Here is an 18,888-nt window from a genome sequence, read left to right on the forward strand (position 1 = left end):
TTGCGCGTCGCCTTGCGGCTCCTTCAAACGTGGTTCTCTACTTATGGCGTTCATATGTTTACATTGTTCAGTTTTCAAAGGTCATCGTGTCGTCTTGCGGCGACCTGTATATCTTATCAGGATTCATGCGGCTTGTCAAGCAGTTTTTTTAAGTTTTTTTAAACTTATTTGTCCACTCGACACACTACATTCAGGGATTTTTGTTTGCCCTCACCTGACAGCTATTGAAGTATATCATTTGCTCCCTTCTCTGTCAAGCACTTTTTTTGAAGAACTTTTAAAACAGAAAAAGACAATAGCAAACACACTGACACACAGTAAAAAGACACAAAAAAATAGAACTTGCACTTCTTGCTTATTCATTCTTTCGCACGTCCGCAATAGCTAATACATATATGTTAGCACCAAATCTAGCACTCGTCAAGGCAGAGTGCGAAAAGGAATTGCCTTTTCTTATACGGGATATGCATACGAAAGCAACAAAAAGCGACAAGCTTGCGCACTGGACACGGTTTCATATGCGTTTCCTCTTTTTCCTTTCCGTTAACGTGTACGGAAAGGACGGTGTATCACGTATATATAAAAAAATTACAAGACCCGTCACCGAAGAGGTCACGGGTCTTGTAGCCAAAGTCCGAAGCGTTGCCGACTTTTTCACATTATATAAGATTAGAATTAGAGTTCCAATGCCGTATAGAAGCCTTCGCTAATGGCATTCCAGGCGTTGTTCGGAGCTTTGACGGCGTCGCCAATGACTCTGACGTCGTAGCCTGCGGCCTTGATGGTTTCGCCCAGTTCTTTGTTCGGGCGGGAGCCTACGGCGAGGACTACTGTGTCGGCCGGGATTTCTTCGTTCGTTTTACCAGAGACGACGACGCTGCCGTCTTTGATTTCTTGTACAGTCGTGCCGGTGCAGACGCGGACTTTATGCTGGTCCAGGTCTTCCAGGAGGCCCCAGCGGGGTACGATGACTTCGTCTGTAGCAATTTCGTCGAGCATTTCTACGAGCGTGACCTGACGCAGGTTGAGGGCCAGGTGGTTGGCTGTTTCGGCGCCTACGTCACCGCCGCCGATGACGACGACGCGGCTGCCTGTATTGACCTTGCCGGCGAGGACGTCGTTGGCTGTGACGACGTGGGCTTTGTCAGAGCCGGGAATTTTCTTCGGTACAATCGGTGTAGCGCCGTTGGCAGCAATGATGACGTCCGGCTTGAGGGAGTCTACGAGTTCAGGCGTAACTTCTGTTTCCAGGACGACCTGGACACCAAGCTTTTCCAGTTCATGGAGCTGCCATACAGTGAAGGTTGTGATTTCACCTTTTCCGGGCGGAATGGCTGCCAAGCGGAAGGCACCGCCGGCCCAGCGCTCTTTTTCAAAGACCTTGACGTCGTGACCGCGTTTGGCTGCATAAATGGCTGCTTCTAAGCCTCCCGGGCCGGCGCCGATGACGAGGACTTTCTTGGGGTCCGTCGTTTTTTCCAGGGTGATTTCGCTTTCCATACCCAGGAACGGGTTGAGAATGCAGGCACCTGGAACGTTTTGCATGAGATTGCCGACACAGCCGTGATGACAGCCGATACAGGTGCGGATGTCGTCGAAGCGGCCTTCTTTGGCTTTGACCGGTGTGTACGGGTCTGTCAGGGACTGACGGCCGAAGGCGATCATGTCGGCTTTGCCACTGGCCAGGACGGCTTCGGCTACGCGGGGATCATTGTAGCGGCCTACGGAAAGGACCGGGAGTGTCGTGATTTTTTTCACTTCCGCAGCCAAATCAGCAATCCATGCATGACGAGTAAACATTGAAGGAATGACGGCGTTGAAGGAACGATATACGCCGGCTGTAGCGTTGATGTAGCTGATGCCTGCTTCTTCAAGGTACGGTACGATGGCTTTTGTGTCTTCAATAGTGCGGCCGCCAGTGACGAATTCGTCGCAAGAGATACGATAGCCGACGATAAAGTCTTCGCCACATTTGCGGCGGATGTCACGGATGATTTCCTGGGCAAAGCGGATGCGGTTCTGCAAGGGGCCGCCGTATTGGTCGGTCCGTTTATTAGAATATGGCGACATGAACTGGGCAATGAGGTAGCCGTGGCCGCCGTGGATTTCGATGCCATCAAAGCCTGCTTCCTTGGCACGACGGGCACAATCACCGAAGTTGGAAACAGTTTCCTGGATTTCTGCCAGTGTCATTTCATGGGGCATATCCGGGCTGAAGGGACAGGGAATGGCCGACGGGGCCCATGGTGCCTGGCCGATGACAGCTGCGCTAGTCTGACGGCCGGCGTGGTAAATCTGGGCGATGATGACTGTATCATGCTGATGGATACGGTCCGTAAAAGCTTTAAAGCCCGGGATTTGGTCATCATTCCAGAGGCCTGGCAGGTTTTTGAAGCCTTTGCCTAAGGGAGATACGGCGAAATCTTCCGTGATGATCATACCGAAGCCGCCTTTGGCTTTCGTTTCGTGGTAGGCCGTAAAGCGTTCCGTACAGGTACCGTCTTCATTGCAGTAGTTCATGACCATGGCCGGGACGACCATGCGGTTTTTCAGTCGTTTTCCATTAACCAGGAGCGGGCTGAAGAGATGTTTCAACATGCAAATGCACACCCTTTCTTCTTGCAGACAATAAGATAATTTTAGTAGATTGACCGTAGGGTCATTCATTGCCTATAGGATACTCAAAAATGACCCACGAGTCAATAGTATTTCGAGAGAAAGATTGACTCATAAGTCATTTGTATAACATAGGCTAGAGTATGCGTTTTTGAGAAGGGAAATTTCTTGTCACTTTTCCTACAATGGATTACTATATAAGAGAATACTCATACTAAGGGGGGCGTATACATGGCATTATCCAAGGAAAGACAGCAGGAAATCCATGAAACACGAAAAGAACAAATCTTATTGGCTGCCAGTAAGATTTTTGATCAGAAAGGCTTTGCAAATACAAAAATTACGGATATTGCCGAAGAGGCCGAGATCAGCAAGGGGCTCGTATACCGGTATTTCAAGTCGAAGGAGGAAATTCTCTTCTCGCTTACGGATAATTTGAAGCACTGCATTGATGAGTGTGCGGCCCAGCCGACGGCTCGTGCAGGCATCCGCCTTTTCGGCATGCGTCTGCTTTCGTATCCTTATTACGAGGATTATATTCCACCGTTTCGCATTTTTTTTACGGCTATGATCCGCGATGGTGTCCATGTGGATAGTCCTGAGTTTCCCGTAGCGGAAGACTTTGGCCGCACGTACTTTGGTGCACTCTTCCGACAGGGCCAGGAGCAGGGTGAGTTTCGCAACGGCGATCCGGAGGAATTCGGCGATATATACTGGAAATATTTATTAGGCAGTCTCGCTCTTATGAGTCCTGAAAAGGAAGGCAAAACGTACACGCCTAACTTAGACCCGGTACTCCAGCTTTTCGACAAGTAAATACAGTAGCCACACAAAAAACGAATCTGATATGCTCTCATGATGAGATATCAGATTCGTTTTTTATTGCTTATTGCGCATACACAGCGCCAATAGTCTTGGCTACCTCTTTCATAGTCCGGATGGTTAAGTAGCGGCTAAATATATCGTCGTCCATGATGCAAAGGATGAGTGGTTCGTCGTGTCGCAGGATGATGCCGCCGTCGTCATACAGACCGTCGAGTTCGCCCGTTTTATGAGCAATGCGCGCCTCAGGAAAGGCTGCGGGGAAGCATTCTCTATCAGTCTGGCCAAAGAGGCAGTCCAGCATAAAGGGCCGCGACGCCGGTGACATGTCCTCTTGCCGCCAGAGGCGTGTAAAATAGCGGCCCAGGTCGTTGACGGAGGTCATATTTTCCCGGCCCGCTTGCATAGCTTCTGTATCCATCATCTTTCGGGCCAGCCGGGTATCACTATAGCCGTGATTGCCTATATATGTATTAATAGCATCCATGCCCAGGCGGTCGATCATGAGATTCGTCGCCGTATTGTCGCTTTCGGTAATCATAAGGGTCAGTACTTGGCGCACGGGAATGGCTGAACCATTAGGCCAGCCGCTGAAAACGCCGGCACCGCCAACCTTATCGGAGCCGTGCAGGGTCAGCGTTTCGTCGAGGGACAAGGTCTGGTGCTCTACATCAGACATGGCCTTTTCCAGAATGAACACCTTGATCATACTGGCCGAGCGCATAGGACGGGACTGATAACTAAAAGGCTGGCTGTCGCGGTTAGGATAAAAGGCAAAAACCGCGTACTTTTCGTGCTCCCGGCCTAACAGGCCCGGCAGTTTTTCTTCCAGTTGCGCATGCCACGCCGTTTGTACGTGCTCCTTTTCTGCATTCTGTGCCGCATCAGCCGTTTCATCAGGCGCGCCGTTTTCAGCCTGTTCCGGTGGTGCTACTGCTGCCGGCACATCGACCCTGCTCCAGCCAAGGAAAAACAACGCGCACAGACCTATGAGTAACAGGCCTGCCAGACATAGCCTTTTTATGAACAGCCGGCTCATAGCGTTATATGGTATTGCTGTGTCAGATCATAATATTTCGTTTGATAGTCATCGTAGAGATCATTGCCACGGGAAAACTGAGACCTATCGCCCCGTGCCCCATTGAGCATGCAATCCGTCCGCGCTACTTCCAACCGCAGGAGCTCGTTGATCTGGTCGATCACCTTTTGATCCTTAGGCTGGGGCATGTTGGCCAAGAGTTCTCTCGTATTGTCAATATGCCTTAAAATATCATTATGTCTGTACATGACCTGTCCCATTGTAGCATTACCGGAATTAATCAGGCCAGCCATACTCGACATACCGTTTTCAATCTCTTCCATTTGGCTCAACGCCTTTTTGATGTATTTTGCCGTCGCAGCTGCATTGGCTGCATTTTCTTTGTCTTTCTGTGCCTGCGCCGCTTTTTCCGCTTCTTCACGCTGGGCCTTGGCAGCCGCTTCGGTTTCGGCCTGTTTTTGCTGCAGCTGCTGAATGGTCTGCTGTTGCTGGTCGTAATGATAGTAGGCACCGCCGCCAATGGCGATGAGCAAAGCAGCAATGAGGCCGCCAATGAGGGGACGTTTGTCGAAACCGCCAGACTGTTTAGGCGGTTCCTGCGCTGCGTCATACGGATTTTCAGCCTGCGGCGGCACGGTCTGTCCTGCGTGAGGTTCGTTTTCATAGACCGATGCGGGAGGAGTGACTGGTGATTCCTGCGGTGCTGCTTCCGTATTGACCGGGGCACCACAGGACGTGCAGAATTTTACGCCTGGCTCTAAGGGTCTGCCACATTTTCTACAAAATTTTGCCATTTCCGTTAGTCTCCTTCATTTCTTATTCGTCTAACTGCTCCGCTACAGGCAACATATTATAGTATATAAAAACAGGATACGGCTGCACCGTACGCGGGTCCTACAGGGAAAGAGGAAATTCACGTCATGCGTTCCTTTTTGATTATTTCAGCTAATAGTCAACTATTTTCCGTATTTCTTGTTCTGATACGCTTCACACGGTAAAGCAAGGCAATTGCAAAGGAACGCTGTCGTGCCTACACCACTTCTGTTCTAGTCTAAAGTATATCCTGCTTATACTCTTTCTGCAATATAAGAGGTTATTTTTTGAACAGAATGCATCTCTTCGCGTCACGGCACACCCGGTTCCGATTTCACTCCCGATTCTTCTGGCGGAATTTGCCTGGCGAAATTCCCTTTTGCCGTCGAAAGGTCTTGATGAAATAGCTCAAATTATTGAAGCCGCAGGCATAGGCAATATCTGTAATGGATGCGTCTGTATAGGCGAGCTTCACGCAGGCCTGGTCGATACGGAAGCGGTTCAAATATTCAATGGGTGTAAATTTCGTCAGGTTTTGGAAGACCTTGCAGAAGTAATTGGGCGACAGGCCCGCTGCATTGGACAGGTCCGCCAGGGTAAGGGCCGTGCTGTATTTTTCATCGATAAGGCGGAAGGCATTTTTCAGTTTCTGCAACTGGGCAAAGCTGCTTTCTACAGGCTCTACGGCGACGGTCGTATATTGCTTTTCCTGGATAATAAGGCCAAACACCGTATAGAGAAGGCCTATGACGATGAGTTCATAGCCGGGCTGGTGTTGCTGAAACTGGTTAAAGAGAGCCGGAATGACAGCAGACAGCTTCTGATCGTCCGGCGTGAAATGGTTGCGGACGCGCAGGGTATGGGAAAAAATCTGGTCCAGATTCGCCGCATGGTAGTTCGCCGGCAGAAGGAGTTTTTGCGGATCAAAGACGAGGCATTCGTATACGGTGTCATCAGAGTCGACGACGCCGCCATGAACGATGCCGTCACTGACGAAGACAATATCGCCGGGTACCATATGGATTGTCTCATCGTTGAGGGAAATGGTAAAGCCGCCGTGGAGGATATGGATGAGTTCATATTCCATGTGCCAATGATAGGGCATGTTGAAGCGAGGATGATATTTCTCTACATGATAGAAGCCAATAGGAAAGTCAAAGCGGCCGCGCTGCATAATTTCGTGATAGCTTTCGTGTTCCATAAGGATGCATTTCTCCTTTCATCATAATATTGTTACAAAAAATCGTAAAATAAGTACATTTTTAAGGTATAAGTAATTCTTAATCTTAAAATAATTATATTTATGGATAGTATACCACAAGAAAATGCAAAATCCTAATGCTATACTATGTGTATGAGCAAAAGAGATACTTAAAATCTTAATCATGCATGATTCTCAACGTAAGCAATTGAACTATACTACATTCGCATAGTTAAGAAAGGGTGGTCGTATTATGGATTTGCAGTTAAAAGGTAAAATCGTACTCGTTTCCGGCGGTGGCGCCGGCATCGGCAGTGGTATCGTCGTTTCTCTCGTCAAAGAAGGCGCTGTTCCGGTTATCTTAACACGTTCGGACAAACCGGAATTCAAAAAAGAATTGGATGCCATGGGTGCTGATTACGAATTCCATCTCATCGATTTGAATAATACAGATGAAATCAAACCGATTGTCGACGACGTAGCCAACCGGCGCGGTGGTATCTTTGGCGTCGTCAACAATGCCGGCTGTAATGATAATAAAGCCATTGAAGACACGACGTGGCAGGAATTTGAAACCAGCCTCCACGGCAATTTAACTCATTACTATGAACTCGTCCGGGCAGCCCTTCCCTACCTCATTGAAAGCAAGGGCGCTATTCTCAACATTTCCTCCAAAACGGCCCTTACAGGTCAGGGCAAGACCAGTGCCTACGCCGCTGCCAAAGGCGCAATCCTCGGTCTGACACGGGAATGGGCTGCCGCCTTTTTGCAGTATGACATTCGCGTCAACGCCATCGTCGTCAGCGAATGCTGGACACCGCTCTACGCCAAATGGATCAAGACCTTCGACGATCCGGAAGCGCGTAAGCAGGTCATTACAGACAAAATTCCCTTGGAACACCGCTTTACATCGATCGAAGAAATCGGTGACGCTACGGTCTTCCTCCTCTCGCCAAAAGCTTCGCATACGACGGGCCAGTGGGTATTCGTCGACGGCGGCTATGTACACCTCGACCGCGCGTTAACGTAGGGTAAGGAGGTAGTTATTATGCCAAGTGCCAGCAGTAAAAGTATTAAGATTGCCTTCGTCCTGGTCACGGCCCTGTTTCTCCTCTGGGGCCTGAGCTATGGCCTGATCGACGTCATGAACAAGAATTTCCAGAATCAGCTCGGCATTACGAAAGCCACGTCCGGCCTCTTGCAGGCAGCGTATTTCGGCGGCTATTTCGTCTTCGCTACGCCGGCTTCTCTCGTAGCCCGCAAATACGGCTATAAGGGCGGCATCATGATGGGCCTGGCGCTCTACGCTATTGGCGCTCTCATGATCATTCCGGCGAGCAATGCCCACAGTTTCCACATTTTCCTCGTAGCCTTCTTTATCATCGCTTGCGGCCTGGCCAGCCTGAAAACGAACGCCAACCCGTACATTACCAAGCTGGGCAGCGACAAGAACGCAGCCTTCCGCCTGAACATTGCCCAATGTGCCAACGGCATTGGCCAGTTCCTGGGACCGATTATCGGCGGTATGCTCTTCCTGTCTATTGCCAGCGGTACCGATATTGACCGCAACATGCACAATGTCCAAATGGTATACGTCGGTATTGCGGCTATCGTCTTCGTCATGCTCATTCTCTTCGTCGTCAACAAGCTGCCTGAAGGGTCTGACGTTTCCGGCGATGAAGATGCTGCTGAAGGGGACGGCTCGTACAGCCAGCTCTTTAGCTACAAGCATTTCCGTCTCGGTGCCTTGGCGCAGTTCCTCTACATTGCTGCCCAGGTCGGTGCCGGCGCCTTCTTTATCAACTACAGCGTCGAACATTGGCAGGGTCTGAGCGACAGCCGTGCATCCTATTTCTTTAGCATTGCCCTCGTAGCCTTCCTCATTGGCCGTGTCGTCACGACGCCGCTCATGAAGAAATTCAGTGCCGGCAAGATTCTCGGTACGTACTCCTTCATCAACGCCATCCTCGTCGTCCTCCTCAATGTCGTTACGGGCAGCCCGAGCGTATTCCTCCTCATTGCCGTATTCTTCTTTATGTCCATCAGCTTCCCGACGATTTTCGCGTTGAGTATCGTCAACCTGCCGCAGAATCTGGTCAAGACTGCTTCGAGTATCATCATCATGAGCATTGTCGGTGGCGCTATTATGCCGTTCTTCATGGGCCGCATCGCCGATATGGCCAACACGGCAGCAGGCTACCTGCTCCTCATTCCGTGCTTCCTCTACGTCGCATGGTATGGCTTTAAAGGCAGCCAGGCTGATACGAAGAAGAAATCTATTGCATCCTAAGGAGACTCTGTTATGCTTACCATCATTGATAGTCATTTCCACCTTTGGAACCTGGACGTCCTGCACCTGCCCTGGCTGGCAGACTGTCCGGCCATTGCCCACAGCTACGCTGCCAGTGATCTCATCACTGCCTACAAGGCCCATGCAGACGTCCGCTTCTTGGGCGGTGTGTACATCGAAGTGGATTGCGATGACCGCCTGAAAGAAGACGAATATATTTACGGCCTGAAGGAGCCCAAAATGCTGGCCAAGGTCATGCGGGCTACCCTATCAGATCACATGCGTGTTCCCTTGGGCATTGCCGGCGTACGGGAACCACTCCACGTACCGTCGTCGCCGAAAGGACGCTGCCTGGAAAAAAGCTTTCTCGCCGGGCTGGAACGCTTGGCCGATGCAGGGCTGCTCTTTGAAAGCTGCAACCGTACAGAAGAATTAGGCGACATGTACGAAGCAGCCAAAACAGTACCCCAGGCTACAATCGTCATCAACCATTGTGGCAACGCCACGGCCATGACGGCTGCATATAAACGGGATATGGCCAACTTAGCCTCTCTGCCAAACGTATACTGCAAGGTATCCGGGTTCCCTACGGCAGATACGGCCTTCGTCAAGGACCTCCTCCACTTCCTGACGCAGACCTTTGCTCCCAACCGCCTCATTTATGCGTCGAACTATCCTGTCGTATCCTTGTACTCGACGTTCGACGAACATCTCCGCATCGTCCGGGAGTATTTCAACGACGATCCGGACTTCTTTGCCAACACGGCAAAGGCACTGTACCACATTCAGGCGTAAGCCTCTCCTAACACGCGTAGGCAAAAGGCCCGCAGCAGATCCACTGTCAGATCTGTTGCGGGCCTTTGCCATATTCCGGCTCGTATCGTTTTTTTCTCTGTCCGGCACTTGTGGGCCAGGCCAGTCATTTCTCAGCCTAAAAGGGACAGATAGCTGTCTGCTGCATCTTCATCATTTGGTACAAGACGCTGTCAGCACGGCACGTATATCCTCTGACCTATATAGCCTTTCTCATTTGTTTTTGCTATAATTTACTCATATTATTTTTGTCGCATGATATGAGAAAGGCAGGTCTTTTATGAAGAAAAAACTCGTCCTCGTATTTCTACTACTCTGTACGTACTGCATGCCCGCATTTGCTGATTCCTGGCATTATCTTTGCCAGACAGCGGAAGGAACCAAATTTTATATTGATGAGGATTCCATGCTCCGGGATAATATGAACGCTGTCGTAAAGCTAAAGCTATTGGACATTATCGGCACCTGGCGGATCGAGCAGGCCCGCTTGAACCGCAGTATGCGCAATATTGTCGTGACATCGTTTGTAGATTACTATCCTGATGGCAGTATCAAAGGTGGCGGCCCTGTCCGTCAGCCAGAATATGTCTATATCGAACCGAATGTAGCAGCCGCATCCGTATACCTCTACCTTTGGCCTGATGCAGAATTAGTTCCTTGACACAACACCCTCAACAGAATATATATACTTCCAAAAGACCAGAACCTGCGCGTCCTGGTCTTTTTTTATTTTCTTGCTTACTGTCCACGTTATACTTCAATAATAAATTATAATACTAAATATTTTCCCAGCTCATACGGTCATACGTATGTCCTTTTATGAGTTTTCTATTATATACGTGTACAACCATATTTCCAGACGTCTGTCAGGTTTTTTCAGGCCGTATAGTTTTCTCTATTTATTTTTGCTATAATAAGTCTGTATTATATATCTTCGTTTTTCTCTCCGCATCAGGAATCGGCCAAAATCTGTCACACCATACAGTATAAGGAGGTGAATACAATGGCAGGATTTTTCGAAAAACACGGCGAAGCCCTCGTCGTCGCTATCATTGCAGCCTGTGCCTTTGGCTATTATCAGCACTTTGTCGTGCCGAAACAAATTGAGGAAGCCGTCAATGCCAGCCAACGGAACGCCGACGCGGTCCTAACTAACGCCCTGCAGCAACAACAGGGACAAATTTCCATACTCAACCAAAAGCTAAAGGACTACGAAAACGGGCAGCCGCCGCAGGTAGTCTACTACGACGAGGATCCGGACGTAGAATTCCTGCGGGAAGAAAATGAGGACCTGAAATCGAAAATCAGAGATCTGGAAGACGAAAACAGCGACCTGCAAAGTGAAAACGACTCCCTCGAAGCGGACCAAGACTGGGATGACAGTTACGACGAAGAAAAAAATTACCGCTCCGGCGGACGGGCGAGGTGGTAGGAGATAAGTGACTGTCACCCAATCCAAAATTGAATACATAAATTTTGTAGTTTTTATTATGTGTATTTGTTATAATAAAAACAAATACTACTTTACTCCGTAAGTCATTCACATTTTCACTGCAGGTCTATGCAACTGGGGGAAATAGGGAAGAAAGAAGGCGCTAGGCTATGAAAAAGAAATTAGTTATCTTATTAATGCTTCTCTGCACGTGGTGCATGCCGTCCTTTGCGGCTAGCTGGTATTATTTGGGACAATCAGAGGTTGGAACAAATATTTATATCGATAATTCTTCTGTGCGAAAAAACTATTCTGAAGCTATCGTTTGGGTAAAATATGTGAAACCTTCTGGCGAAAGTATTTTACAAAAGCTATATATATACCGGAAAGACAAGACATATGCTTGTATGAATTATGTTAAATATGATGTATATGGCAGTGTCATTGACAGTTATCATCCTTCCTATTTAAATTATGATTCAATACCACCTGAAAGCGTGATCGAATCCGTCTATTACGCCATCTGGCCCTACTAATTCTATTCAAGAATGCCCCGTTCCAACTTCTCATTGGCCGGGGCATTCTTTTTATATCTTCGATTACTTTCGAATCATTTAAAACAGTAAATGCCAATCACGTCTCAATTACAGGGAACTTTCCTGCCGTATCAGCCTATTCCACAAAATCGCAAAAAAACTAAAAACACCTATAGTTTTTCCTGATTCACTCTGCTATAATAAGGCCGTATTATGTTATTTCTTACATATTTAGCAACATTTTCCTTCTGCTCCTGCATGGGAGAAAGCAACTTACCAGAGAAAGGAGGTCTCAGAAACGAAGAAAAAGTTGTTCGTCGTAGTGCTGGCGTTGGTAACCTATTGCCTGCCGGTGTTTGCTACGAACTGGGTTTGTCTTACTAATTCTGACGGCGTTTCCTTATATTTGGACAACGATTCCGTCAAGGCTAACGACTACGAAGCCACAGTGCTGATAAAGACCATGTACAATGGCATGACGCAAGTAGCTCGCCTCAAATTCAATCATTATACCAAGAGTTTTGCATTCATACGAGAAGCGGTCTACGATGCGAACGGCCAGGTAAAAAGCCAGCATGCAGCAGCCTGTCTGAACTATCAGCCTATTGAAAAGAATAATGGCGTTGATCTAGTCTACCATGCATTGTGGGAACGTTAGTACCGCAAAACCCCCGTTCCAGGTTAATCCTGGCCGGGGGTTTTGTTATTTATTAATCTTTTAGGAGGTCAGTGAAGATGTCTTGCATGGGCCGTTCCTGACCGGCAAGAACTTGAGAACAGTTGTGTTCCAGCATTTCGTTCTGGTTGTCTGCTTCCTAGTATCTAGCTTCTTGCGTCAAAGATTTATAGTCTAGCCCATTGTCCCTTTAGAAATAAGGCTGATATTTCCTGTTTTTCCTCTACCACCGGCTCTTTTTGAAGCAAAGGGCAATGGCGATAATTGCGTAGGGAAGGCCCAGGAAGGCTGTCAGGACCCACCAGGGCGAGCGATTGATGTCACGGAGGCGCCGCACGACGAGACTAAGCGTGGCGATGGTGATGATCAAGACCAGGAGGGTGATTACAGTCAAAAACCCTAAAGCGAGGTATTCGTCCGGATCCGCTAATTGATTGATGACCAGTTGCAGGGCCAGGCCCACAATCGTAAGGGAAAGGAGCTTTTGTATATATTCATGCCGTTTTATGCGGCCTGTAAAGGTAATCCAGCCATTGTGAAGGGGCGGTGCCGTACGTGTCACCGGCATTTCTTCACTTATTTCCGTTGCCGCCGTACCTTCTATAAGGCACAGGAGCAGCAGGGGCACGCAGAAAAGTACACCTGCCGGAAGGACCCAAAAGGGCGAACGGCCCAGGTCACGCAAGCGGCGAACACCCAGGGAAAGTTGGGCAACAGCAGCATTGACTGCAGCAAAGAGCAAGCAGGCAATGGCCGTGTCTGCCAACGTAGTGATGTAGAAATTCTCTTCTATGGCCGTACTAAAGGACAATACACCAAAGGCCACGATGAGAAATACAGCGGCTCCCAGCGTGAAGATGCCTGCTGCAAAAGCTAATAGAAATTTTCGCGTATATGTTTTCCGGTCCATGCGGCCACGAAAACTAATCCAGCCGGTTGAACGTTCCAAACGATCATCTCCTATCGATAAGAAAATGTAAACTAAGATACGGTATTATATCATTATAGCCCAGGCCTGTACAATAATTTTAGATTATGTTTCCCTTTTCAAAGCCACTCTCTCCTATTTTGCACATTGAGACAGCTCCAGCAGTTATACAAATTCGGCTTCACAGGATATGCATATTTCCTCTCTCCTTATAATTTCTGATAAATCACAGTGTAGTACTTGATAACATCATTATTCTATCATTTTTATGTGAAAGAGAAATATTTGAAATTTATACTTTTTTATTGCATAAACTATTTACTTTTCTAAAAAAGATGGTATAATACAGAAATCGAAGCAATTATTTATTCACTTCAAGGAGGAACTCATTATGAAATGGAAATCTATTCTCACGGTCTGCTTAACAGGTATCGTCGCTGCATCTCTGCTGGCAGGCTGTGGCAACGATAAAGCCGATAAAAAAGCCGATGCATCGAAACCGCTCCGCGTCGCTACGAACGCTACTTTCGTTCCCTTCGAATTCAAGGAAGATGCCAACTCCAAAGAATACCAGGGCTTTGAAATGGACCTGCTCCGGGCGGTAGCAAAAGAAATGGGCCGCGATTTGGAAATCAACAACATCGCCTTCTCGGGTATCATCCCGACGCTGCAGCAGGGCGATATGGACATCGCTGCTGCCGGCATGACCGTTACCAAAGACCGGGCTCAGAAGGTCAACTTCTCCGAACCGTTCTATGAATCGAAGCTGGTCATCCTGACGCCGAAAAACAGCGGCATCAAAACAGCGGCTGACCTGGCTGGCAAACAGGTAGCCATACAGATCGGCACGACAGGCGCCCAGTATGCGGAAGAAAACGGCCTGCAGACGAAGCAGTTCGATAACAACTCAGAAGTCATTATGGAACTCTCCGTAGGCGGCTCGCCGGCAGCCATCCTGGACAAACCGGTTGCTGACTACTTCCTTACGAAAGACGGCAAAGACAAATATAATGAAATCGAAATTCCCGGTACGAAATCGGAATACCTTGCCTTCGCCTTCAACAAAGACAACAAAGAACTCATGAACGAAGTCAACGCCGCTATGGAAAAACTCAAAGCCAACGGCGAATTCCAGAAACTCTACAAGAAATGGTTCAACACAGAAATGCCGAACCTGCCGAAATCCGGCGAAGATGCCTTAAAATAAGCCTTCTCTCATATGACAACAAAACCTCGTCCCGCTTCTCCCACAGCAAGACGAGGTTTTTATGTGTATAACTAATTCGCAAAAAGGCGTAAAACAAGAAAGGCTACATTTTGACAGGCAGATAGCCTGCCGGCGAAGTCTTGCCCAGCTCCGCCTTTCATACATGCTGCCGCCTACGTAATTTCGTATTTCTTGAAGAGGTCTACAATCTGCCGCAATTGTTCCGGTGTACCGCTTTGGGCGATCAGGTCCCGGCAGATGCGCAGGTTTTCGCGGATGTATTCGCGTTCGCTAATGTGTTCTTTGAAACACGCATCGTACATGGCGGCTACGTTACAGATGAGGGGGCGCCGGGTGTAAATGGTACAACGCTGGGTCTGCCTGTCTAAATGGGAGCAGACGCCGTCTTCCGCTGCCTGGTCTGCCAGGTAGGGTACTGTGCCGGCACGACGACAGCACAGGCCACAGGCAAGGCAGGGAAATTTCAGTTCCATCCTTAGTGTGCTGCCAGGAAGGTTTGCGCATCGTCGGCAATGCGTTTGCAGCCTTCGTTGAGAGCACCGTTTTTCGTCAGGATAGGTGTATTAATTACGGTTGAAACGGCCTTGGCTACGGCCATAGCTTCGGCGACGACGGTCTTTTCTTCCCGTGTATAACGGCGGAAATCCGTACCGCTTTGGCGGATCAGCTGCTGCAGGTTTTGCACGACGGCGCAGAGGAGCTGTCCCAAGTTTCCCAGCAGATTGCTATAGAGGTTACCCATATTTTCAATGGCCTCGCAAAGGTCCCGGACCGTATGCAGTTCTTCCCTGATCTGACGGGCATAGGCCAAATTGCTGCGGGCTGTTTCCAGGTTTTCATTGGCCTTGGAATCCATCGTCAGGCCCAGTATGGCTAAAGCCGGTCCGGCAACGATGCCGCCGAGAATGGCCGTACCGCCGGCAATACCCAGTCCGCCGGCAGCGAGGCTGCCACCGCCTAAGAAGGCCAGCGTCGCATTAGTAGCAGCAGCACCACTCAGTCCGGCAATGGCTGCCCCGGTCGAAGCTGCGCCAAAGGTCATGGCACCGCCATAGGCACCTAATGCCAGGAGACCGCCTGCAACGGCACCTTGCGCCAGGCCGCTGGCCATATCGCCGGCAAGACTGCTCTGTTCTTTCATGGCGCTCAGGCTTTCACGGCAGCCCTTCAGGTTACGCAAATCCTCTGGCGTTAGTGTGTCATCCAAATCGATGTGATGCAGCTGTTCAAAGGCCCGCACAAAATCGGTAAGTGGCCCTTGCATCGTATTCAGTTTCGTTTTCCCCAGTGCTTCTAAGGCATCATTTGCGCTTTTCCGGGCCCTGTTGGCCTGGCGCTTTGATCTATCCAGCATACGCTGGGCACGGTCGTTCATTTCTCCAGCCTGTTTATTTTTCTGATGGGCTTCGTAGCCTTTTTTAGCACCTACGAGTCCTGCTCCGGCTGCAACGGCACCTAAAATAAAGGGAATCGGCATAGTTATAACCTCCTCTGTTCAATAATTCATAATTTAAATGGCGTATCATCGTCCATACGGGCTTCAAATTCGTCTAACGTGTTAAATTCCACGTCGCCGCCCAAGCCACGGGTAATATGGTTGACGCCATCAATAAAGCCATCGACATCGTCCAGCATGAGGGCCTTTTTCATTTGTGCAAAGCTGGCGTTAAAAAGGTCCCTTTGCTGCGTAAAATAAAGGGTAGTATAGCGATTCATTTCTGCCCGGTAGCTGCGGATGGCCGCAATCGCCTGATTGCATTCTGCTTCTACGCGCAGGCGTTCTTCATGGGCCAGACGGGCTGATTCACGGGCTTCCATGAGCGAGGCCAGGCAGCCTGCTGTCAGGGCGTAGCCGGCTAAGCCGCCAACGACGGCACCGACGACAGGGATAGGAATCAAGGCCTGGCCAGCCGTTGCGTAGGCCATCGAAGACGTTACAGTTAGCGTATTTTTCCCGACTTGCTGCAAGCAATCACCGGCAGAAATCTTGCCCCTTAGGCAATCGCAGACGGCCTGCACAGAAAGGACGGCAGAGCTCACGACGGCAGCCGGCAGCCCCGTATTGCTAAGAGTCCGCATGAGGGCCGTACTGGAATTGCGCATAGTCGCCATAAGAGCCGTAGTTCCGTAGCCAATGGCGTAGCCTGAAGCACCGGCTTTGACAGCTGTCGCCGCCGTGTTTGCCAAGGCTTCATCTGCATCCAGCTTCCCCTCCATGACGGCAACGGCGTTTTGCACGAGGCTCAGGCCGCCGCCTATAAGGGCACTACTTTTGGCAGCGCCTACGCCGGTCTGGTGACTTAAGCGGTTGATTTCCTTGGCCGTAGAAAGCTTGGGGTGTTGCCGCGCCTCTAAGGCCTCGTCGTTGGATAGGCGCGATTTTTTCAGACCGTTCTTTATTTTTTTGAGCTTTTCGATCTGCTTGCGTTTTTGCGCGGCTACGTCGTCCTTGCCACGGCGTTTGGCAGCGTCTAACTGCCGTTCCAGATTCTCTGTGCGCGCAGCGATTTCCTCTTTGATGCCATCGTAATAATCAGACGGCACTTCAAAGGACACATCGTGATCGACGTACTTTTGGTACTTCGTGCTCATGAGCTTATCCAGGCATTCCTGCGGGCTTTTGCCGACAAATTTCATCTGTCCGCCCGAACCGGGAATGATCCGGCCCTGTTCGTCCAGTTCCATATGGTCGTAGAGCGGATCGTTGACCCGGCCCATATCGTCCGTACGGATTTTACGCGTTCCCGTCTTGTTCAGGATATTCTCTTCGTTGGCCCTTGCCGTTTCTTTGATTTCTGCAGAAAAGCCGGCTTGCTGTTTCAGGTTTTGCTCTGCGTACTGCGGATTGACCTTGCTCTCTGCTACATCCTTCAGGCTGCGCGTGAGCCGCTGGCCCGTTTCATTGTCGATGCCGCTATAGGCTGCGAGGTGTTCCTTGGCAGCGGCACTATGGAGGCGCAGGCTTTCCCCGTTGGCAGCAGCTATACCGGCACTGGCCGCTTCCCGTTCTGCCGCAGCTGCTTCTGTTGCAGCGTTTTTTTCCTCTTCCTCTGCGGCGCCTTGCTTATGGTTATTCCTTTCCTTTTCTTCCATCTAAGTCATCCCTCGGAAAACATTCGTGACAAATTGTTCTATATTCTTATTGTACAGGATATACGCCATTTTGCAAAGGCTCATTTTCCCATACAAAAAGCAGCGTTTCCCTTAGCCCCAGAGAGGCCGACAGAAACACTGCTTATTTTTGTTTGTATATACTTATAAGGTTTCCAGGCAGGCAAAGATATCCTTTTCCGAACCAAAGGCGCCGGCTTTGGTAATAACCGGCAGATCCGGGCAAAGGCCGCCGCAGAGGGTCCCCAAGACGAAGCCCGGGAGTACTTCTTTACGGATTAACGAGCCTGTGGCGTGGAGCTCTTCAATGACGGCAATGGCCGTATCGCCACCGGTCATAAAGATACCGCCAACATCCGCACTGCCCACGATGACCGGTGCCAGGCGGCTCAGCGTATGTTTGACGAAATTGGCCAGCTCGTCTGTCGAGACGCCTTTTGCCTTACCGTAGGCTACGAAATCTTCGTAATCCTGGCGGCACGTCGTCGCCGTGACAATGACATCCTTGCCGGCCCGGAGTGCCGTAATGGCCTCTTGCGCCCACGTATCGGCAGGCGTGCCTTCATAGGCTTTTGCCATATCGACTTTGACGATAGTTACGCCTTGCTGCTGGCAATAGGCCAGCTGTTCCAGCGTTTTCTGGCTAATACTGCCGACGATAGCCAAGGCCGGTTTGCCGGCATAGAGCGCATTGAGCAGGCCTTCAGCCAGGCCGGCCGCGCCAATCCAAAGGATTTTCTTATCCTCCTGGTGCAGGAAATACGTAGCAATACGCTGTAAATCACCTTCCGTTGCCGCATCAAAGGTATATACGCCGTTTGGCAGGACGGTCTGTTCTGTCAGGGCCACTGCCGGCATCTGCACGGTCTGCACGCCTAAGGCAGCGTTGAGGATCTGGGCGACGACGTCTGTATGGAGCGGGTTGCGCGGATCGGCGGCGATTTCCGTTTCCATGAGGGCCGTACCGTGTACGTACAAGCGTCCCCCTTTGACGGTCCGTCCCTGTGAGGGATAGGCTGGGCAGCAGACGACGAAGTCCGGCTTGTAAATAGCCGCAAGAGAACGCACTTCCGCTTCAATATTGCCCCGCAGCGTCGAGTCGATTTTCTTGTAGAGGAAACGGCAGCCGCCTGTTTCCATGACCTGCTGGGCCACGGCGCCTACGCGGCGGCCTGCTTCTTCAGCGGCAATAACGCGGCTTTCCGTATCGACAACAACGCTGTCTACGTCACTCGTAACAGCGCTGGCGTGCAGTACGACGCGGGCGGCAACGCCCTTTTTGCAAAGCTGGACGCCCGTATCATTGGCGCCTGTAAAATCATCGGCAATTACGACAAAAGTATGCATGGTACTAGTCTCCTTTTCCTATGGCTGTAGCGGCCC

The 18,888-nt window shown here is 49.9% G+C and carries 18 protein-coding genes; 9 read left to right on the top strand and 9 right to left on the bottom strand.

The features are described from left to right. Positions 1-675: 675 nt before the first annotated feature. Entirely contained in the window at positions 676-2,598 is a 1,923-nt protein-coding gene (locus H8J70_RS09690) for an oxidoreductase (RefSeq protein ID WP_186503970.1), read from the bottom strand. A gap of 249 nt (positions 2,599-2,847) precedes the next feature. Here H8J70_RS09690 and H8J70_RS09695 point away from each other — a divergent pair, with 249 nt between their 5' ends. After that, positions 2,848-3,432, top strand: coding sequence for a TetR/AcrR family transcriptional regulator (locus H8J70_RS09695; RefSeq protein WP_186503972.1), 585 nt, complete (start codon positions 2,848-2,850; stop codon positions 3,430-3,432). A 70-nt stretch (positions 3,433-3,502) separates the two neighbouring features. Here the strand turns inward: H8J70_RS09695 and H8J70_RS09700 are convergent, their stop codons facing one another. The 3 genes from H8J70_RS09700 to H8J70_RS09710 all read right to left on the bottom strand — a co-directional run bounded on the left by H8J70_RS09700 (position 3,503) and on the right by H8J70_RS09710 (position 6,491). Next, a complete protein-coding gene (locus H8J70_RS09700; RefSeq protein WP_186503974.1) occupies positions 3,503-4,384 on the bottom strand; it encodes a serine hydrolase in 882 nt (293 codons plus the stop codon). Positions 4,385-4,473: 89 nt separating this feature from the next. After that, entirely contained in the window at positions 4,474-5,271 is a 798-nt protein-coding gene (locus tag H8J70_RS09705; protein ID WP_186503976.1) for a zinc-ribbon domain-containing protein, read from the bottom strand. Positions 5,272-5,624: 353 nt separating this feature from the next. Beyond that, on the bottom strand, positions 5,625-6,491 hold the full coding sequence (locus H8J70_RS09710) for a helix-turn-helix domain-containing protein (protein ID WP_186503978.1): 867 nt from the start codon (positions 6,489-6,491) through the stop codon (positions 5,625-5,627). A gap of 253 nt (positions 6,492-6,744) precedes the next feature. On the opposite strand from H8J70_RS09710, the gene H8J70_RS09715 reads away from it, so the two are divergent. The 7 genes from H8J70_RS09715 (at position 6,745) to H8J70_RS09745 (ending at position 12,220) form a co-directional block, all read left to right on the top strand. Further along, positions 6,745-7,521 carry an SDR family oxidoreductase gene (locus tag H8J70_RS09715; RefSeq protein ID WP_186503980.1) on the top strand — a complete coding sequence of 259 codons (777 nt, stop codon included), beginning with the start codon at positions 6,745-6,747 and terminating at the stop codon, positions 7,519-7,521. Positions 7,522-7,539: 18 nt separating this feature from the next. Next, complete coding sequence (locus H8J70_RS09720; RefSeq protein WP_186503981.1) at positions 7,540-8,781, top strand: sugar MFS transporter; 1,242 nt, start codon at positions 7,540-7,542, stop codon at positions 8,779-8,781. A gap of 12 nt (positions 8,782-8,793) precedes the next feature. Beyond that, positions 8,794-9,576, top strand: a complete 783-nt coding sequence (locus tag H8J70_RS09725; RefSeq protein WP_186503982.1) for an amidohydrolase family protein — start codon at positions 8,794-8,796, stop codon at positions 9,574-9,576. Between the two features lie 298 nt (positions 9,577-9,874). Continuing rightward, complete coding sequence (locus H8J70_RS09730; protein ID WP_186503983.1) at positions 9,875-10,255, top strand: hypothetical protein; 381 nt, start codon at positions 9,875-9,877, stop codon at positions 10,253-10,255. A gap of 342 nt (positions 10,256-10,597) precedes the next feature. After that, the gene (locus H8J70_RS09735; protein ID WP_186503984.1) at positions 10,598-11,026 is read left to right on the top strand and encodes a hypothetical protein; all 429 of its coding nucleotides are present in this window, start codon (positions 10,598-10,600) and stop codon (positions 11,024-11,026) included. Positions 11,027-11,196: 170 nt separating this feature from the next. Then, positions 11,197-11,562, top strand: coding sequence for a hypothetical protein (locus H8J70_RS09740; protein WP_186503985.1), 366 nt, complete (start codon positions 11,197-11,199; stop codon positions 11,560-11,562). Between the two features lie 310 nt (positions 11,563-11,872). After that, positions 11,873-12,220, top strand: a complete 348-nt coding sequence (locus tag H8J70_RS09745) for a hypothetical protein (protein ID WP_222433666.1) — start codon at positions 11,873-11,875, stop codon at positions 12,218-12,220. Between the two features lie 241 nt (positions 12,221-12,461). Here H8J70_RS09745 and H8J70_RS09750 read toward each other — a convergent pair whose 3' ends face one another. After that, complete coding sequence (locus H8J70_RS09750) at positions 12,462-13,187, bottom strand: DUF805 domain-containing protein (RefSeq protein WP_186503987.1); 726 nt, start codon at positions 13,185-13,187, stop codon at positions 12,462-12,464. Between the two features lie 370 nt (positions 13,188-13,557). On the opposite strand from H8J70_RS09750, the gene H8J70_RS09755 reads away from it, so the two are divergent. After that, positions 13,558-14,373 (top strand): basic amino acid ABC transporter substrate-binding protein, encoded by an 816-nt coding sequence (locus tag H8J70_RS09755; RefSeq protein WP_186503989.1) that lies wholly within the window; start codon positions 13,558-13,560, stop codon positions 14,371-14,373. Between the two features lie 173 nt (positions 14,374-14,546). Here H8J70_RS09755 and H8J70_RS09760 read toward each other — a convergent pair whose 3' ends face one another. The 4 genes from H8J70_RS09760 to H8J70_RS09775 form a co-directional block, all read right to left on the bottom strand. After that, positions 14,547-14,867 carry a YkgJ family cysteine cluster protein gene (locus tag H8J70_RS09760; RefSeq protein ID WP_186503990.1) on the bottom strand — a complete coding sequence of 107 codons (321 nt, stop codon included), beginning with the start codon at positions 14,865-14,867 and terminating at the stop codon, positions 14,547-14,549. A 2-nt stretch (positions 14,868-14,869) separates the two neighbouring features. Then, positions 14,870-15,871, bottom strand: coding sequence for a hypothetical protein (locus H8J70_RS09765; RefSeq protein WP_186503992.1), 1,002 nt, complete (start codon positions 15,869-15,871; stop codon positions 14,870-14,872). A 26-nt stretch (positions 15,872-15,897) separates the two neighbouring features. Beyond that, on the bottom strand, positions 15,898-17,487 hold the full coding sequence (locus H8J70_RS09770; protein ID WP_186503994.1) for a hypothetical protein: 1,590 nt from the start codon (positions 17,485-17,487) through the stop codon (positions 15,898-15,900). Between the two features lie 162 nt (positions 17,488-17,649). Beyond that, positions 17,650-18,852, bottom strand: coding sequence for a four-carbon acid sugar kinase family protein (locus tag H8J70_RS09775; RefSeq protein ID WP_186503996.1), 1,203 nt, complete (start codon positions 18,850-18,852; stop codon positions 17,650-17,652). Positions 18,853-18,888 lie beyond the last annotated feature (36 nt).

The organism is Megasphaera hominis (genome assembly GCF_014269395.1).
Taxonomy (GTDB): Bacteria; Bacillota; Negativicutes; order Veillonellales; family Megasphaeraceae; genus Megasphaera; species Megasphaera hominis.

Excerpts from the sequence above, each read along its gene's own strand:
- H8J70_RS09690 (WP_186503970.1), bottom strand. The coding sequence starts at position 2,598 with ATGTTGAAACATCTCTTCAGCCCGCTCCTGGTTAATGGAAAACGACTG.
- H8J70_RS09695 (WP_186503972.1), top strand. The coding sequence starts at position 2,848 with ATGGCATTATCCAAGGAAAGACAGCAGGAAATCCATGAAACACGAAAA.
- H8J70_RS09705 (WP_186503976.1), bottom strand. The coding sequence starts at position 5,271 with ATGGCAAAATTTTGTAGAAAATGTGGCAGACCCTTAGAGCCAGGCGTA.
- H8J70_RS09710 (WP_186503978.1), bottom strand. The coding sequence starts at position 6,491 with ATGGAACACGAAAGCTATCACGAAATTATGCAGCGCGGCCGCTTTGAC.
- H8J70_RS09715 (WP_186503980.1), top strand. The coding sequence starts at position 6,745 with ATGGATTTGCAGTTAAAAGGTAAAATCGTACTCGTTTCCGGCGGTGGC.
- H8J70_RS09720 (WP_186503981.1), top strand. The coding sequence starts at position 7,540 with ATGCCAAGTGCCAGCAGTAAAAGTATTAAGATTGCCTTCGTCCTGGTC.
- H8J70_RS09725 (WP_186503982.1), top strand. The coding sequence starts at position 8,794 with ATGCTTACCATCATTGATAGTCATTTCCACCTTTGGAACCTGGACGTC.
- H8J70_RS09730 (WP_186503983.1), top strand. The coding sequence starts at position 9,875 with ATGAAGAAAAAACTCGTCCTCGTATTTCTACTACTCTGTACGTACTGC.
- H8J70_RS09735 (WP_186503984.1), top strand. The coding sequence starts at position 10,598 with ATGGCAGGATTTTTCGAAAAACACGGCGAAGCCCTCGTCGTCGCTATC.
- H8J70_RS09740 (WP_186503985.1), top strand. The coding sequence starts at position 11,197 with ATGAAAAAGAAATTAGTTATCTTATTAATGCTTCTCTGCACGTGGTGC.
- H8J70_RS09755 (WP_186503989.1), top strand. The coding sequence starts at position 13,558 with ATGAAATGGAAATCTATTCTCACGGTCTGCTTAACAGGTATCGTCGCT.
- H8J70_RS09760 (WP_186503990.1), bottom strand. The coding sequence starts at position 14,867 with ATGGAACTGAAATTTCCCTGCCTTGCCTGTGGCCTGTGCTGTCGTCGT.
- H8J70_RS09765 (WP_186503992.1), bottom strand. The coding sequence starts at position 15,871 with ATGCCGATTCCCTTTATTTTAGGTGCCGTTGCAGCCGGAGCAGGACTC.
- H8J70_RS09770 (WP_186503994.1), bottom strand. The coding sequence starts at position 17,487 with ATGGAAGAAAAGGAAAGGAATAACCATAAGCAAGGCGCCGCAGAGGAA.
- H8J70_RS09775 (WP_186503996.1), bottom strand. The coding sequence starts at position 18,852 with ATGCATACTTTTGTCGTAATTGCCGATGATTTTACAGGCGCCAATGAT.